The sequence below is a fragment of the Corynebacterium frankenforstense DSM 45800 genome (assembly GCF_001941485.1).
Lineage (GTDB): Bacteria > Actinomycetota > Actinomycetes > Mycobacteriales > Mycobacteriaceae > Corynebacterium > Corynebacterium frankenforstense.
In genome coordinates this window covers 396,560-412,338 of record NZ_CP009247.1, presented here as the reverse complement: position 1 = coordinate 412,338, position 15,779 = coordinate 396,560, and the positions used below count along the sequence as shown (strand labels likewise).

The window sequence follows — 15,779 nt, the reverse complement described above, 5'->3', positions numbered from 1 at the left end:
CGCCGCAGCCGCTGCGGTGCTCTGGGTGGGTTCAGCGCTCATGGGCCCCACTGTAGGGGCCGCTCTCCGGTCGCCCGGGCGGGGTAGGCCGGCCGCGGGCGCGCTGCTCCCCTACCCCTGGTGCGCCTCCGCCAGGCAGGCGTGCGCGGCGCGGATGCGCTCGAACCACCAGTCCCGCCGCTCCGGCGCCGCGGCCAGCTCCGCCAGCCGGTCCGGCTCGGGCACCGCAGGTGCGGTGGGCAGCCGCCCGCCGACGAGCTCGCGTGGGGCCGCGACGTCGGCCTCGAACAGCGACTGCGTGGCCAGCCCGGCCGGCGCCTCGGAGAGCAGCGAGGCCGCGACCAGCCCCGCGTTCATGCCCACCGCCGTATCCAGCGCGCTGGCGACCGTGACGTGCATGTCGGCACCCCGCAGGTGCTCGGCGATCGCGGCCAGCCGGCGCACCCCGCCGAGCGGGGCGACCTTGAGCACCGCCCAGCCGCACGCCCCGGACTCGGCGACCAGGTAGGGGTCGGCGGCGCGCCGGATCGACTCGTCGGCGGCGATCGGGGTGGCAATCCCCCGCCGATCCAGCTCCGCGCGCAGCCGCTCGAGCTCGGCGACGGTCGTGCACGGCTGCTCCAGGTAGGCAAGCTCGCCCAGCTCCTCGGCCGCGCGCACCGCCTCGGCCACGCTCCAGCCCCGGTTGGCGTCCACGCGCACCACCGCGCCCGGGCGCGCGGCGCGCACGGCGGCGACGCGCGCGCGGTCGTCGTCAAGCGTCTGTCCGCGCTCGGCGACCTTGACCTTGACGGTGGTGCAGCCGGGGTAGCGCTCGAGCAGCCCGGGCACGCCGGCCGGGTCCATGGCGGGCACGGTGGCGTTGACCTCGACGGATCCGGCGGCAGGCTCAGGCAGGCCGAGCCAGGCGGCCTCGAGGCCGGCGGCCAGCCACGCGGCGGCCTCGGCCGGCGGGTACTCGAGAAACGGCGCGAACTCGCCCCAGCCGGCGGGCCCCTCGATGAGCGCCGCCTCGCGGACGGTCACCCCGCGGAAGCGCACGCGCATCGGCAGGGCGACCACACGGGTGCGCGCGAGGATCTCGTCGACGGCGGGCAGTGGCGAGGGCAGGACGGGCGGCGGCGGTTGGACGGTCATGCCCGCCAGCGTAGGCGGGCGCGCCCTAGACTGGGCGGGCATGAAGCAGCCGAGCTACAGCACCGACCAGCCCTTCGACGCCGCGCAGTGGCGGCCCGTCCCCGGCTTCGAGGACCTGACCGACATCACCTACCACCGCCACGTGGGCGAGACCCGCGCCGACGGCATCGTGCGCATCGCCTTCGACCGCCCCGAGGTGCGCAACGCCTTCCGCCCGCACACCGTCGACGAGCTCTACCGCGCGCTCGACCACGCGCGGCGCACCCCGGACGTCGGCTGCGTGCTGCTCACCGGCAACGGGCCGAGCGCCAAGGACGGCGGCTGGGCGTTCTGCTCGGGCGGCGACCAGCGCATCCGCGGCCGCTCCGGCTACCAGTACGCCACCGAGCACCGCCACGACGACGCCACCGCCGACGCCTCGACCGTCGACGCCGCGCGCGCGAAGGCCGAGGGCGGCCGGCTGCACATCCTCGAGGTGCAGCGCCTGATCCGCACGATGCCGAAGGTCGTCATCGCCGTGGTCAACGGCTGGGCGGCCGGCGGCGGGCACTCGCTGCACGTGGTCTGCGACCTGACGATCGCCTCGCGGCAGGAGGCCCGCTTCAAGCAGACGGACGCCGACGTCGGCTCCTTCGACGCGGGCTTCGGCTCGGCGCTGCTGGCCCGGCAGGTGGGCCAGAAGTTCGCGCGCGAGATCTTTTTCCTGGGCCGCACCTACGACGCCGAGACGATGCAGCGCATGGGCGCGGTCAACATCGTCGCCGACCACGGCGAGCTGGAGAACGAGGCCGTGCGCGCGGCCCGCGAGATCAACGGCAAGTCGCCGACGGCGCAGCGCATGCTCAAGTTCGCGTTCAACATGGCCGACGACGGCATGATGGGCCAGCAGGTCTTCGCCGGCGAGGCGACGCGCCTGGCCTACATGACCGACGAGGCCGTCGAGGGCCGCGACTCCTTCCTGGAGAAGCGCGAGCCGGACTGGTCGCGGTTCCCCTACTACTACTGACCTGCGATTGACGACGTCCCGGTGGGCGCCGTCGGCGCGTGCGTGCGGCGTGGGCGCCCGCCTCTATTGACGCACGGAAAGCAGGGCGCGGCGGGCGGCCCAGGTCGCGGCGGCGAGCAGCGGCAGGCCGAGCGCGGCGACGGCGATGAAACGCGCGGCGATGTCCGCGGTCTGCGCCCAGGACGGCAGGGCGGGCAGCCACAGCACGGTCTGCGCGAGCACGTCGCCGCCGAGCGTCGCCGAGACCACCGTCCACACCACGGCCGCGGCGACGGCCCACGCGGTGCCGAGGCGCACGGTCAGCGCGAGCGCGACGGCCGCGAGCACGCACCCGCTCAGGCAGGCTACGGCCGCCCAGCGGACCAGAGCGGCGCCCGCCGCCGCGGGGTCCACGCCCTCGCCGACTCCGGCGGCTGCCACGGCGACGGCGGCGACCAGGCACATGCCGGCGACGACCAGGAAAATCCACGCCACGAGAGCCACCGGCACGCGGGGGTTCTCCACCCGGGCCAGCGGCCAGGCCCCCGCCAGCGCGGGCCAGACCAGCACGGGCAGCACCCCGGCGCCCAGCGGCAGCACCGCGAAGACGAACAGGCCGCGCACGTACGAGGCGTCGTAGACCGCCGCCGTGGCCGCCAGCGCGAGCACGCTGAGCCCCACCGCGACGAGCACCGCCGGGGTGGCGGCCACCCGCGCGGTCGCCCGCAGGGCAGCGGCGGCCGAGCCCGCGGCCGACAGCGCCGGGCGAGGCACGACCTGCACCATGGGCTCCTGCGCAGCAGGCGCAACCCCGGGTGCGTGCCGCGCACCCGGCTCAGAACCGGGCCCCGGATGCCCGGACTCCCCATGGACGAACGCGTCAGCGGGCCTCTCTGCGACCGTCCCCGCGTCCCGGAAATCCGCACCGCGCCGGACGGCGGGCGGTACCGCGCCCGCGGAGCCAGGCGGGGCGTCGGCAATCGGGCGGGGGCGGCGCTCGCGGGGCGGGACCAGGACCGCGGCGGCGGCGCCGAGCAGCACGAGCAGGCAGCACAGCGCGGCCGGCCACCAGGGCGTCTGGGCGGCCAGCGGTGAGCCCGGCTCGAGCGGCAGGAGGTTGAACTGCACGCCGAGCAGCGGCAGGACCAGGCGCAACGGCCACGTCGGCGGCAGCGCCCACCACCACGGCGCGGCGACCGCGATGCCCGCGGCCTGCCAGATCACGCCGGCGACCAGGACCGCGACCGTGCCGCGGCGCCGGGCCAGGGCCGCGGCCAGCCCCGCCACGCCGAGCGCGCCGAGCAGCGCCGCCGCACCGACCGCCGCGACCAGCCACGCCCGGGCCATGCCCAGCAGCGCGGCGGCGAGGAAGGTCACCCCGAAGTTGAGGACGTGGAAGGCCGCGACGGCCAGCCAGACCACCGCCAGGCGGGCGGCGCGCTGCCGGTGCACCGAGACCGACCGCCACGCGGTGCCGCCGGCGCGGGCGGTGCGTTCGCGGGACTCGGCGACGGCGGCGAAGAGGCCGACGAGCGGGGCGGCCATGCCGGTCAGGTAGAGGCCCTGCCAGTTGAGGACGGTGGCGGCGTCGGCACCCGGGGGCGCCGAGAGCGGGCCGAAGAACGCGGTGATCGCGCCGAGCAGCAGGCCGAGCAGCGGCAGGCGGGCCAGCGCGGAGCCGCGGGCGCGGATCAGCTCGGCGCGCAGGTAGCGCGGCCGGCGGGCGGCGGCAGCGTGCGGCGCGCTCATCGGGCGTCCTCGGCGGTCAGGCGGAGGAAGGCGGTCTCGAGGTCGCCGTCGGCGCCGGGGGCGAGTCCGGCGAGCGGGCCGGAGTAGCGCACCCGCCCGCCGGCGAGCACGGTGGCGTCGTCGGCGAGGTGGCGGACCTCGCCGAGCTGGTGCGAGCTGACCAGCACGGTGCCGCCGCGGGCCGCGCGCTCGCGCAGGAATCCGCGCAGGTCGGCGATGCCCTGCGGGTCGAGCCCGTTCTGCGGCTCGTCGAGCACGAGGATCTCCGGCTCGCCGAGCAGCGCCTGTGCCAGCGCCAGGCGCGCCTTCATGCCCGTGGAGAAGTTCCTGGCCTTCTTCTTCCCGACGTCGCCGAGCCCCACGAGCGCCTGCACCCGGTCGGCCTCGGCGTCGGGCAGGCCGAGCAGCGTGGTGTGCACGCGCAGGTTGGCGCGCGCCGAGAGGTGGCCGTAGCAGGCCGGGCCGTTGACGGAGGCGCCGATGTGGCGCAGCGAGTCGCGGGTGAAGGGGGCGTCCGCGACGGTGACGGTGCCGGCGTCGGGCCCGAGCAGGCCCAGCAGCACGGAGAAGAGGGTGGACTTGCCGGCGCCGTTGCGCCCGAGCAGGGCGTGCACGCGGCCCGGGCGGGCGGCGAGAGCGACGTCGTCGAGGACGCGGCGCCCACCGAGGGAGACGGTCACCCCGGCGCAAGCGAGAGCCGCCGTGGCCGGTGATGCGGAAGCGACGTCTTCTGGGCGCCCGAGGTGCGCGGGATCACGGTGTTCGTTCATGGGGCCGATGCTCCCCGGCCGGGCGGGGAGCGCACATCGGGCCGCGGGACCGTTTCCGCGCGATCGTCTCCTACCGCGGTAGGAGGCGGGCCAGCGCCGACAGGTGATGCACCGCCCTTGTGCCGGGCAGCCGCCGCAGGTCAGCCCTGCCCCCGCCCCGGCAGCAGCCCGGCGCGCTGCACGAGGAGCACCAGCGCCACCCGGTCGCGCGCGCCGAGCTTGGCCAGCAGGTTCGACACGTGGGTCTTGACGGTCGTCTCGGCGATGTGCAGCGACTCGGCGATCTCCGGGTTCGTCGCCCCGCGCCCGATCTCGGCGAGCACCTCCAACTCGCGGGCCGTCAGCAGGCTGAGGCCCTGGCGTTCCTCGGGCCGCAGCGCACTGCGGGCGGCCACCGCCTGCCGGTACCCCTCCAGCACGGGGCCGGTCACCCCGCTGGCCAGGACGGACTCGCCCCGGGCGACGGTGCGCACGGCGTCGGCAAGCACGTCCGGCTCGGCGTCCTTGAGCAGGAAGCCGTGCACCCCGGCGGCGATGGCGGAGCGCACGAGCGCGGGGTCGCGGAAGGTGGTCAGCATCATCACGGCCGGCGCGTCCGGCAGCGCGAGGATCTCGCGCGCGGCGGCGATGCCGTCGAGGCCGGGCATGCGGATGTCGAGCACGGCGACGTCGACGCCGCCGGCGGCCTCGCGCACGGCGCGCACGGCCGCCGCGCCGTCGGCCGCGGTGGCGGTGACCCGGATGTCGTCCTGGGCGTTGAGGATCGTGGTCAGGGCGCCGAGCAGCAGCGCCTGGTCGTCGGCGAGCAGCACGCGGATCACGGGCGCCTCCCCAGTTCGGCGTGGACGGTGAAGACGTCGCCGGCGTGCTCCGTGCGCAGCGAGCCGCCGACGGCGCGGGCGCGCTCCGCCAGGCCGAGCAGCCCCTTGCCGCCGCCGTGGCCTGAGCCGGAGCCGGAACCGGGCCGGTCCGGGCCCGTGGAGGCGACGGTGACGGTCAGCGCGGCGTCGGCACCCGGCACCGCGGCGAGGGTGACCACGGCGCGGGCGTCGACCTGGTGGCGCACGGCGTTGGTCAGCGCCTCGGAGATGATGCGCACCGCGGCGAGCTGGATCACGGCTGGCAGCCCGGTCAGCCGCGCCGGCGGCGTGCCGCGGTACCCGACGTCGAGCCCGGCGGCGCGGAAGGAGTCGAGCAGCCCGTCGAGCCCGGCCAGCTGCGCGGTCGGCTCGAGGCGGGCGTCGTGGTCGCGCAGCGCGTCGACCATCCCGCGCACCTCGCCGAGCGCCTCGGAGCTCATATCGCGCACCTGCGTCAGCGCGGCGCGCTCCTCGCCGGCGACGAGCCCTGCGTTGGCCTGCACCTTGATCAGCACCAGGGAGTGGGCGAGCACGTCGTGCAGCTCGCGGGCGAGGGTGAGGCGCTCCTCCTCGCGCAGCGCGGCGAGGTGGTCCTCGCGCGCGCGGGCGCGGGTGCGCTGCTCGGCGGCGAGCAGATGCGCGACGACGAGCAGCGCCCAGTGCGCGGTCAGGGTCACGGCCCAGTCGACGCCGGTGCGGTAGTGCCAGTCGACGTTCGTGCCGAAGGTCCACATCACCGGCGAGACCAGCGCGCCGGCCATCGCGACGCCGAGCACCGCGCGGCCGAAGACGCGCGAGCCGACGTAGCGCTCGGCGCCGTAGACGGCCAGCAGCGCGAAGACGAGCCACGGGGTCACGCCGAGGCTCACCGGCGCGGTCAGCCACACCACGGCCCACAGGCCGAGCAGCACGAGGACCGCCACCGCCGAGGCGCGCGGGCGCGTGCGGTAGACGGCGGCCGCGGCGACGAACCCCCAGGACAGCACGGCCTGCGCCGCGGTGTGCGGCGAGTCCACGGCGAGGAGGTAGACCACCGCGAGCAGCGCGGCGGCGCCAGCGAGGATCAGGTCACCCCTGCGGAAGTGCATGGCTACAACATATCCGCGCCCGCTTGACGACGTCCCGGTGGTGCGCGTCGGCGTGCACGTGCGGCCGGGTGGGCCGGCGAACCGGGCGCCGCGGCCCACGGGCGGTACGTGGCGCGTGGTGCACGCCGGCGCACGAGATTCCCCGGCTGACCGTCATCATCCGGTAGCCGCGCCGGCGCACGTTGCGGGGCAAGCGCCCGCGCCCCGTCGAGGCGGTTGCCGACACCGTGTGCCCGGTGCCCGGCTAAGGGTCTCCTCAGCGGCCGCAGACGTACGGCCGCGAAAAATCCGGCCCAGCTATTGCCCCGGGGAAACGCGGCTGCTACGTTTTGGTGTCATGTCAGCATTCAAGAACGTCGCACTGCTCCTCGCCCGCGTCATCCTGGGCGTCATCCTGATCTACCACGGCTGGGACAAGTTCGGTCACCTCGCCGACTACTCCGACAACTTCGCCTCCATGGGCGTGCCGCTCGCCTCGGTCGCCGCCGTGGTCGCCGCGGTCATCGAGCTCGGCGGCGGCATCCTGCTGCTGATCGGCCTGATGACCCCGATCGCCGGCTCCCTGGTCTTCCTGGTCATGCTCGGCGCCTACTTCTTCGCCCACATGGGCAACGGCGTCGCCGCCGCCGACGGCGGCTTTGAGCTGGTCGGCGCCATCGGTGCCGCCGCCCTCGCCCTGGCCGGCGCCGGCGCCGGGCTCTTCAGCGTCGACGCCGTGCTCAACCGCCGCCGCGTGACCGCCGCCGAGACCGACGTCGACGACGCGGCCGCCACCCGCACCACCAAGACCGCCTAACCCCACCGAAGCACACCTTCCCCCGGGCACTCCCGCAGTGCCCGAACCACCCGGGCCGCGCCCGCGCGCCCCGCGTAACATCGACCGCCATGGCCCTCCGTAACCTCGACGTTCTCCCCGTCGACGCGCACGACCCCGCCGCGATCCTGCCCGACCTCGAGCAGGCGATCAGCGGCGGGGTCTCGCTGTTGCCGGTGCCCGCGGACGACCCCGGCCGCGCCGAGCTGCTGCGCTCCTCCCAGGGCGCCGGCCGCCCCATCGACCCCGCCATCGCCCTGGTGGTGGGCACCTCGGGCTCCACGGGCACGCCGAAGGGCGCGCAGCTGACCCCGGCCAACCTCGTCGCCGGCGCCGACGCCACCCACCGCGTCCTCGGCGGCGAGGGCCAGTGGCTGCTGGCCATGCCCGCCCACTACATCGCGGGCCTGCAGGTGCTGGTGCGCGCCCTGGTGGCGGGCGTGGACCCCTGGTGCCTCGACCTCTCGTCGGGCTTCGACGTGCACGCCTTCGCCGGCGGCGCCGCCGAGCTGGCCGCCACCGGCGACCGCGTCTACACCTCGCTGACCCCGATGCAGCTGATGAAGGCCATGGACACCCTCGAGGGCATCGACGCGCTGCGCCACTTCGACGCGATCCTCGTCGGCGGCGCCGCGCTCGACCCCCACACCCGCGCCGCCGCCGAGCGCCTGGACATCCACGTCGTGGCGACCTACGGCGCCTCCGAGACCGCCGGCGGCTGCATCTACGACGGTCGCCCCATCCCCGGCGCGCGCGTGAAGATCGGCGCCTCCGGACGCATCCACCTGGGCGGCGCGACGATCGCGCACGGCTACCGCAACCGCCCCGGCCACGAGTCCTTCGCCGAGGACGGCTGGTGGGCGACCTCGGACGCCGGCGCCTTCGACGCCGACGGCCGCCTCGTGGTCAAGGGCCGCCTCGACGCGGTCATCGACACCGGCGGGCTCAAGCTGCACCCCGAGGTCGTGGAGACCGAGCTGCTGCGCGTGCCGGGTGTCGACGCCGCGTGCGTGGCCGGCGTGGCGCACCCGCGCCTGGGCCAGGCGGCCGTCGCCGCCTACACCGGCACGGCCTCGCCGGCCGAGATCTACGAGGCGCTCGCCGAGCTGCCCCGCTGGCAGTGGCCCAAGGAGCTGCGCCGCGTCGCGGCGCTGCCGCTGACGGCGACGGGCAAGGTCGACCGCCCCGCCGTCGCCGCCCTGTTCAGCTAACCTCTGCCGGGCTGTGCCTGGCGATACGCCGCCAACCGCTCAGCGGACTTCACTCCGCTGAGCGGGCGGCTCCACGGTCGAAGGAGCGCATCACACGGGGCCCCCTTCTGCACAGGAAAACGTGGGGAACGCGCCCTAGTCCTCGGCCGCAGCCGCGGCGGCGAGCACCGCGACGTCGTCAATCGTGTAGGCGCGCGCGATCTGCGCGTCATTGCCGCCGCCCGGCCCGTTGCGGCGCACGAGGGCGCCGCGCTGGGTCAGGGGCACGATCGCGAAGTTTCGCGGCTTGGCGAAGACCTGGCGGATGCGGAAACCGGAACGCAGGGCGCACAGGTGCAGCCAGACGTCGTCGGCACGCGGGGCGACGCGGCGGGACTCCTCGCCGCGCGCGGCGACGTAGTCCACGAACGCCGGCGCGTAGCACACACCCGAGACGCCCGTGGCGAAGTGCAGCACGCTGGCCCGGCATGTGTCCGCCGCCGTCCAGCGCATGTACGGCAGCAGCCGGCCGTCGCGCAGCTCGACGCGGTGCGCGCGGTAGGCCACCACCGTGTCCGGGCGCAGGCCGCCGACCTCGAGCAGCTTCTCCAGGAACCACTCGGGGTAGATGATGTCGTCGTCGACGGTGACCACGCGGGTGTCCGTGCCCGCCACCGCGCGGAACATGTCGAAGTACTTCGCGTGCGGGCCCAGGTCGCCGCTGCCGCGACGGACCTGCAGGCCGCGGTCGACCAGGCGGCGCAGGCTCGGCGGCCACGGCCCGTCGAAGTCCTCCGGGTCCAGCCACAGCACGATCGGCGCCGGGCGGCTGCCGCGCGCGACCGACTCGACCGCGTAGAACGCCGTGGCCAGGCGGCGGCCGTGCGTGGTCAGCGAGACCACCACATCACCCTCGGCCGGGATGCGCGCACCGCCGACGCGGTTCGCCCACGCCAGCGGGATCAGGCGGAAGAGCGTGAAGACGAAGGAGACCACCTGGCCGGCGACGTAGCTGACCCACATCCGGCGGACTCCTCTCTGGTTGCTCATGTTGCCGTTCGCGTCGAACGCGCGCGGCCGTGCGCCGCGACTCCCAAGATTCTTACCACCGCCACGGCCCCGGCGTGGGCGGGGCGCACCACGTTGCGCGACAATGGCAGCCATGTCCGACGTTCCCGAAACCCCCACCGGCCCCGCGGCCGGCGCCCCCGACGGTGCGCGACGCACCGCCACCTTCGCCGACTGGAAGGAGGGCGCGCGCCCGCACACCTGGGCCAACGCCATCTCCCCCGTCGTCGTCGGCTCGGGCGCGGCCGCCTACCTCGGCGGGTTCAGCTGGTGGCGCGCGCTGCTCGCGCTCGTCGTCGCCTGGGCCCTGATCGTGGGGGTGAACTTCGCCAACGACTACTCCGACGGCATCCGAGGCACCGACGACGACCGCTCCGGCCCGCTGCGCCTGACCGGCTCCGGGCTCGTCGCCCCGCGCAAGGTCAAGGCCGCGGCGTTCGGCTGCTTCGGTGTGGCGGCGGTCGCCGGCATCGCGCTGTCGCTGGCCAGCGCGTGGTGGTTCATCCTCGTCGGCGCGGCCTGCATCGCCGGCGCCTGGTTCTACACCGGCGGCAAGAACCCCTACGGCTACCGGGGCCTCGGCGAGGCCGCCGTCTTCATCTTCTTCGGCCTGGTCGCCGTGCTGGGAACCCAGTTCACGCAGGCCGGACGCGTCGACTGGACCGGTGTCGTCTGCGCGGTGGCCGTCGGTTCGATCTCCGCGTCGGTCAACCTGGCCAACAACCTGCGCGACATCCCCTCCGACTCCGCGACCGGCAAGATCACCCTGGCGGTGCGCCTGGGCGACGCCGGCTCGCGCCGGATGTTCGTCGCGCTGGCGTGCATGCCGCTGGTCGCCTCGGTGGCGCTGGCGTTCGCCACCTGGCCGGCGCTGGCCGGGCTGGTCGCCGCGCCCCTGGTCCTCGCCGGGGCGCGCCCGGTCGTCGGCGGGGCGCTGGGCAAGGACCTCATCCCGGTGCTGGGTGCCACGGGCCGCGCGATGCTCGTGTGGGCGCTGCTGACCGCCGCGGCCCTGGCCCTGGCGCCGACCGGCTGGCTGCCCGGGGTGTGACGCCATGATCGGGGTGGTCACCGGCTTCGCCATCATCTTCACGGTGGTCGGCGCGGGCTTCGCGCTGGGCAGGGCCGGCGTCTTCGGCGGCGACGGCGGGCGCCTCGTGCTCAACCGCGTCGCCTTCCACGCGGCCACCCCGGCGCTGCTGTTCACGGTCGTGGCCAAGTCCGACCAAAAGGAGCTGTTCTCCCCGGTCATCCTGGTCAGCCTGCTGGCGGCGGTCGTGACCGCGCTGATCTACGCGGCCGTCTCGGCGGTGTTCTTCCGCCGTGACCTGGCCACCACGACGATGGGCGCGGCGGCGGCCAGCTACGTCAACTCCAACAACATCGGCCTGCCCGTGGGCATCTACGTGCTGGGCACGGGCGCCTACGTCGCGCCGGTGATCGTGCTGCAGGTGGTGCTGTTCACCCCGCTGATCCTGGCGCTGATCACCGCCGAGGACCACCGCGGCGCCTCCCGTGCGCGCCGCATCGGCCACTCGCTCCGCGAGGCCCTGGCCACTCCCCTGGTGCTCGGCTCGGTCGCGGGCCTGGTGGTCTGCCTGGCCGGCTGGGAGATCCCGCAACCGGTCATGGCGCCGCTGGAGCTGCTCGGCGGGGCGTCGATCCCGCTGATCCTGATGAGCTTCGGCGCCTCGCTGACCGAGCAGAAGATGCTCGACTCCCCCGCCGACCGCCCGGCCGCGCTGGTGGCCACGGCTATGAAGCTGGTCCTGATGCCGGCCGTCGCGCTGGTGCTCGGCCTCGGGCTGGGGCTGTCGGGCACGCAGCTCTACGCCGCGCTGATCCTCGCCGCGCTGCCGACGGCGCAGAACGTCTACAACTACGCAGCGACCTACCGAAAGGGCGAGATCGTCGCGCGCGACACCGTGTTCCTGTCCACCTTCCTGGCGCTGCCCGTGATGCTGGGCATCGCCGCACTGTTCGGGGGTTGAGCCATGATTGACGACGTCGCGCCCGCCTCCCGCACCGCGCGGACCACCGTGGCGTGGTTGGCGGTGGTCACCGTCGCCGGTGTCGCGCTGCGCACGGCCGTGGCGGCGCGCGGGTGGTTCTACTGGGACGACCTGACGCTCTTCGCGCAGGCCATGGGTGTCGGAGACGGTGCCGCGGACGGCGCAGGCGCGGACGCCGGTGGGCCGAGTGGTTTGGCTGCCCAGGAGTTGTTTGGGCTATTGGCCACGCCGCACGACGGGCACCTGATGCCCGGGGCGTGGCTCATCGAGTACGTGCTCGCCCACTCGGCGGGGCTGAGCTGGCCGGCGGCCGTCGGCACGCTCGCTCTGCTGCAGCTGTGTGCGGCGGTCGCGGTGGCCTGGCTGTGCGCGGAGCTGTGCCCGGGGCGGTGGGCGGCGGTGCCGTTGGCGGCCTACCTGCTCACGCCACTGACGCTGACGTCGACGACGTGGCTGGCCAACGCGGTCAACGTCCTGCCGCTGCACGCCGCCCTGGCCGCGGCGCTCGCGCTCTCGGTCCGCACCCTCAAACGCGCCGGTTCCCACCGGATTCCTGATCACCGTGGTCACTCACGCGCGACGCTCGACGTTCGCGAGCACGCCGGAGCCGGTGGCCGGAGTGCCGAACGAACCACCGCGGCAACCAGATTCCGCACGACGACACAGCTGGGGCCCGCGTTGAGGTCTGCTTCGGGTGTCGCGGCGATCGTGCTGGCCGGCTGCCTGTTCAGCGAACGGGCGATGGCCGCCGCCGTCGTCGTGCCCGGCTTCCTCGTCTGCTACCTGGCCAGCCGACGGGGACGGACTCCCGCCCAGCCGTCGAGGCGCCCTACGGGCCCGGAGGCACCTCGCACGGCGGTGCTGGCGCTGAGCGCGGGGGCAGGCGCGGCGTCGGCAATCTGGGCCGTCGTCTACGCGCTCGCCGTCGGGGACCCGCGGGGTTGGGGCACGGGGCCGTCGGCAAGTGAGCTGACCTGGCACGGCTGGGTGCACGGGCTCCTGCCGACGCTCGCCGGCGGGCCGTGGGCGTGGCCGCGGTGGCAGCCGGGCCCGCCGTTCGCCGACGCCGGGGTCGCGGGGGTGATCGCGGGCGCGGTCGTTCTGGTGGCGGTGCTCGTGTGGTCCGGGCGGCGCGCGCTGGCGTGGGTGCCGGGGCTCGTCTACCCGGTGCTGCCGCTGCTCGCGCTCGGCGTGGCGCGCGGCGGGCCCGACACCGCGCTCGAGATCACGCTGACGCTGCGGCACTTCTCCGAGGCCGCCGTGCTGCTCGCCGCCGGGCTCGCCGTGACGTTGGCGGGGCGGGGCGCGCTGCGGTGGCGGCGCGCGGCCGGTGTGCTGGGCGTGGCGCTGGCGGTCTCGGCCGGGGTCTCGACGCTCGCGTACGCGCGGTCGTGGGCGCAGCAGCCGACGCACGACTACGTGACGACGCTGCGCGGCGAGCTCGCCGGCCACGACGGGCCGATCCTCGACCAGGACCTGCCCGCCGACGTACTGCTGCCGGTGGTGCACCCGTACAACCGACTCTCGGCGATCGCGCCGGGGCTCGGCGGCGACGAGGTGGTGGCGGACTGGACGCGCGAGCCCACGCTCGTCGACGCCGACGGGCGGCTCGTGCCCGCCGGGCTGGTGACGATGCGCGCGACGGTGCCCGGCGACGATCCCGGCTGCGGGGCACGGGTGACCGGCAGTGAGGCGCTCGAACTGGACGGGCCGTTGATGGACGCCGAGTGGGTCGTGGAGTTCAACTACTTCGCCGACCGCGACGGCGAGTTCGCGCTGCGGCTCGACGGGCAGGAGGTCGCGGTGCCGGCGCGCGCGGGGCTGAACCAGGTGTGGGTGCAGCTCGAGGGCGGCGGCGAGCGGCTCGAGGTCAGCGCGCGCGACGGGCTGGAGCTGTGCGTGGGGCGCTCCCCCGTCGGGCGGCTCGCGGTGCAGTGACGCGGCCGGGTTCTGTGATTCGAAGGCGGTGACCGGCGTGATCCGCCTGCCGTGCCGTGGCTAAGCGGGAGCGGAGAGGGCTGATCGGGCTACTACGGCGGCTGCGTCCGGAGCATTCCCCGTGAGGGCACGCCGAATCGCCCGGCCAGTGGACCGGGTTTTGTGGTTCGAAGGCGGTGACCGGCGTGATGGCGGCAGCGAGGACCCCCACGCGCTACCGCGAGTGGGCGGGACTGCCGGTCAGCCCAGGCGGGGTGGGTGTTTCGGCGGTTTAAGCGGCCCGGGCGGTGCGGCGGGCGGCGTGCTCGGCCATCATCCGCCGCGCCAGAGTCGGCGTGGCATCCCGCTGCTTCCGACCACCCGGCAACACCCGGTAGACGTCCAGACCGTCGCGTTCGATCCGACCGTGACGGACCGGGCCTTCCGGATCGTCGTCGTTGGCGGCGTTGTGGTACTTGCACAGCGGCGTCAGGTTGTCGATGTTGGTCATCCCGCCACGCACCCACGCGATGTCGTGGTCGGCCTGGCAGAACTCCGCCGGCTGGTTGCACTCCGGATGGGCACACACCCCGAAGGTGGCGCCGAGCATCGTGCGCTGCTTGCCGTTGGCGAAGCGTCTTGTCCGGTACAGGTTGCTCGGGCCCTGGGTCGGGTGGACGAGCATGATCATCGAGTCGGCGTCGAAGATCATCTCCGGGATCCTCGTCGGGATCTCCGCGGCGAACAGTTCCAGGTCCGCAGCGTCCTCGGCGTTCTCGGCGTCGGTGTCCGGGACGGGAACCAGTTGGCCGCCGGGCCGGAGGCCAGCCAGGTTTCCGGTTGCCTGGTCGCGGTGTCCCCGCGAATCATCAGTGCCGGCGTCCGCCGCGGTGGCGGCTTCGGCTTCGTCGCCGGGCTCTGCGGCGGGGCGGGTGGTGCCCGCCTGGCGCAGCAGGCGCTGAAGGAACTCCGAGCCCGTCATTCGCGAGCCATCCGAGGCGACCAACTCGATGTCGTCGCCGTGGCCGTCCTCGATGCGCACCGCCTCATTCAGGCTCAACCCGACCACCGCGTGCACAACTGATCCGGGCGCGCCCTCGGAGAGGAAGTTGGCGAAGGCCTCACCGCAGGCCTCGGCGTCGACGTTGTCCTCGCCGACCGCCTTCGCCGCCGCGGTGTGGGCCGCGTGGCGAAGCGCTCCGATCTCCGCCGACGGACCGCGGAACAACAGTCCCTGCCCCTTGGTCTTGGAGTTGATGAACTGCAGGCTGCGGGTCTGCGGGGCGGGCTCAGCCGGCCCGTTGTACTCGTCGAGTAGCTGCCGGCAGGCCTTGCGTACCTCGTCGTGGGTGCCAGCGGTCCGGCAGGCCCGGGTGCGGAAGCCCCAGGCGCGGCGTTGGTTTTTCACCTTCGCGGCAAACGACTCGATCATGTCCAACGTGACGATCGAGTGGCCGTTGGCCCGTGCCGCCTCGATCGCGTTGGTCTTCGCGGAGGTTACCGGGAAGTACTCGCGGGCCACCCGCGCGATCTTCTGCGCGTCCACGGGCAGCACGCCCAGTTCGATGAGTTGGTGTTTGCTCATGCCTCGGGCGCCTTCGGCGAGGCCTATGCCTTGCCGGGTCACCGTGATGAGTTGGTCGAGCAGGTTCATGTCCCCCAGCATGACGGGCCCGCAGACAGCACGCGAGAGTACGTTGCGGCGTCTGTGGAGCGCGGGGAGCGGTCCACAGGCGGCCCTCCGGGGCGCCGCACGGGGGCGGCGACTTCCGGTACGGGGCTCAGCGCCCGGCGAGCTCCTCGCGGATCCACTCCTTGCGCTGCCGCCGGCGCTCGTGGCGGGCGGCGACGGCCTGCGTGGCCTCGACACGCATGCGCGGGAAGATCAGCATCGACAGCGGGAACGCCACGAGCAGCGCCAACAGCGCCGACATCACCAGCGGCACCGGCGCGCCGATCAGCCACGCCGCGACCTGGATGACCACCGTCAACGCCACGAACAGGCCGAGGCGCGCCAGACCGTAGCGGGTCAGCGCCCGGCGCGCCCGGGAGCGGATCTGCTCGTCGCTCTCCTCGGCGCCCACCGCGCGCGCGTCGTCGGTCGGTTCGGTCGGGGTCGGATCCTGATCTGTCACGCCCCCAGGCTACTAAACCCACGCCCATCATCCGTATTGTGGTTATCGGACGCG

Annotated in this window: 14 protein-coding genes; 6 read left to right on the top strand and 8 right to left on the bottom strand. The window is 74.5% G+C overall.

What is annotated here, in order from left to right:
- Positions 1 to 111: 111 nt before the first annotated feature.
- Positions 112 to 1,137, bottom strand: coding sequence for an o-succinylbenzoate synthase (locus tag CFRA_RS01690; protein WP_075663181.1), 1,026 nt, complete (start codon positions 1,135 to 1,137; stop codon positions 112 to 114).
- Positions 1,138 to 1,177: 40 nt separating this feature from the next.
- On the opposite strand from CFRA_RS01690, the gene CFRA_RS01685 reads away from it, so the two are divergent.
- Positions 1,178 to 2,143, top strand: a complete 966-nt coding sequence (locus tag CFRA_RS01685) for a 1,4-dihydroxy-2-naphthoyl-CoA synthase (protein ID WP_075663180.1) — start codon at positions 1,178 to 1,180, stop codon at positions 2,141 to 2,143.
- Positions 2,144 to 2,206: 63 nt separating this feature from the next.
- Here the strand turns inward: CFRA_RS01685 and CFRA_RS01680 are convergent, their stop codons facing one another.
- The 4 genes from CFRA_RS01680 to CFRA_RS01665 all read right to left on the bottom strand — a co-directional run bounded on the left by CFRA_RS01680 (position 2,207) and on the right by CFRA_RS01665 (position 6,589).
- A complete protein-coding gene (locus CFRA_RS01680) occupies positions 2,207 to 3,871 on the bottom strand; it encodes an ABC-2 family transporter permease (RefSeq protein WP_075663179.1) in 1,665 nt (554 codons plus the stop codon).
- Complete coding sequence (locus CFRA_RS01675; RefSeq protein ID WP_075663178.1) at positions 3,868 to 4,551, bottom strand: ATP-binding cassette domain-containing protein; 684 nt, start codon at positions 4,549 to 4,551, stop codon at positions 3,868 to 3,870. The genes CFRA_RS01680 and CFRA_RS01675 overlap by 4 nt, the downstream gene beginning before the upstream one ends.
- A gap of 230 nt (positions 4,552 to 4,781) precedes the next feature.
- A complete protein-coding gene (locus CFRA_RS01670; RefSeq protein WP_075663177.1) occupies positions 4,782 to 5,462 on the bottom strand; it encodes a response regulator transcription factor in 681 nt (226 codons plus the stop codon).
- On the bottom strand, positions 5,459 to 6,589 hold the full coding sequence (locus CFRA_RS01665; protein ID WP_075663176.1) for a sensor histidine kinase: 1,131 nt from the start codon (positions 6,587 to 6,589) through the stop codon (positions 5,459 to 5,461). Before CFRA_RS01665 ends, CFRA_RS01670 begins: the two co-directional genes overlap by 4 nt.
- Before the next feature lie 337 nt (positions 6,590 to 6,926).
- Here CFRA_RS01665 and CFRA_RS01660 point away from each other — a divergent pair, with 337 nt between their 5' ends.
- Together CFRA_RS01660 and menE are read left to right on the top strand one after the other, a co-directional pair.
- Complete coding sequence (locus tag CFRA_RS01660; protein WP_075663175.1) at positions 6,927 to 7,385, top strand: DoxX family protein; 459 nt, start codon at positions 6,927 to 6,929, stop codon at positions 7,383 to 7,385.
- Positions 7,386 to 7,474: 89 nt separating this feature from the next.
- A complete protein-coding gene (gene menE, locus CFRA_RS01655; protein ID WP_075663174.1) occupies positions 7,475 to 8,614 on the top strand; it encodes an o-succinylbenzoate--CoA ligase in 1,140 nt (379 codons plus the stop codon).
- Between the two features lie 135 nt (positions 8,615 to 8,749).
- Here the strand turns inward: menE and CFRA_RS01650 are convergent, their stop codons facing one another.
- Entirely contained in the window at positions 8,750 to 9,616 is an 867-nt protein-coding gene (locus CFRA_RS01650) for a glycosyltransferase (RefSeq protein ID WP_075663173.1), read from the bottom strand.
- 139 nt (positions 9,617 to 9,755) lie between these two features.
- Here CFRA_RS01650 and CFRA_RS01645 point away from each other — a divergent pair, with 139 nt between their 5' ends.
- The 3 genes from CFRA_RS01645 to CFRA_RS01635 are packed head-to-tail and all read left to right on the top strand — an operon-like array spanning position 9,756 to position 13,611.
- Positions 9,756 to 10,712 carry a 1,4-dihydroxy-2-naphthoate polyprenyltransferase gene (locus CFRA_RS01645; RefSeq protein WP_075663172.1) on the top strand — a complete coding sequence of 319 codons (957 nt, stop codon included), beginning with the start codon at positions 9,756 to 9,758 and terminating at the stop codon, positions 10,710 to 10,712.
- A 4-nt stretch (positions 10,713 to 10,716) separates the two neighbouring features.
- Positions 10,717 to 11,652 (top strand): AEC family transporter, encoded by a 936-nt coding sequence (locus tag CFRA_RS01640; RefSeq protein WP_075663171.1) that lies wholly within the window; start codon positions 10,717 to 10,719, stop codon positions 11,650 to 11,652.
- Between the two features lie 3 nt (positions 11,653 to 11,655).
- Positions 11,656 to 13,611: a hypothetical protein gene (locus CFRA_RS01635; RefSeq protein WP_075663170.1), complete on the top strand. Its 1,956-nt coding sequence runs from the start codon at positions 11,656 to 11,658 to the stop codon at positions 13,609 to 13,611.
- 271 nt (positions 13,612 to 13,882) lie between these two features.
- Here CFRA_RS01635 and CFRA_RS01630 read toward each other — a convergent pair whose 3' ends face one another.
- Both CFRA_RS01630 and CFRA_RS01625 read right to left on the bottom strand, forming a co-directional pair.
- On the bottom strand, positions 13,883 to 15,175 hold the full coding sequence (locus CFRA_RS01630; RefSeq protein ID WP_156887932.1) for an HNH endonuclease signature motif containing protein: 1,293 nt from the start codon (positions 15,173 to 15,175) through the stop codon (positions 13,883 to 13,885).
- 196 nt (positions 15,176 to 15,371) lie between these two features.
- Positions 15,372 to 15,725, bottom strand: a complete 354-nt coding sequence (locus CFRA_RS01625) for a DUF4229 domain-containing protein (protein WP_415684492.1) — start codon at positions 15,723 to 15,725, stop codon at positions 15,372 to 15,374.
- Positions 15,726 to 15,779: the final 54 nt, after the last annotated feature.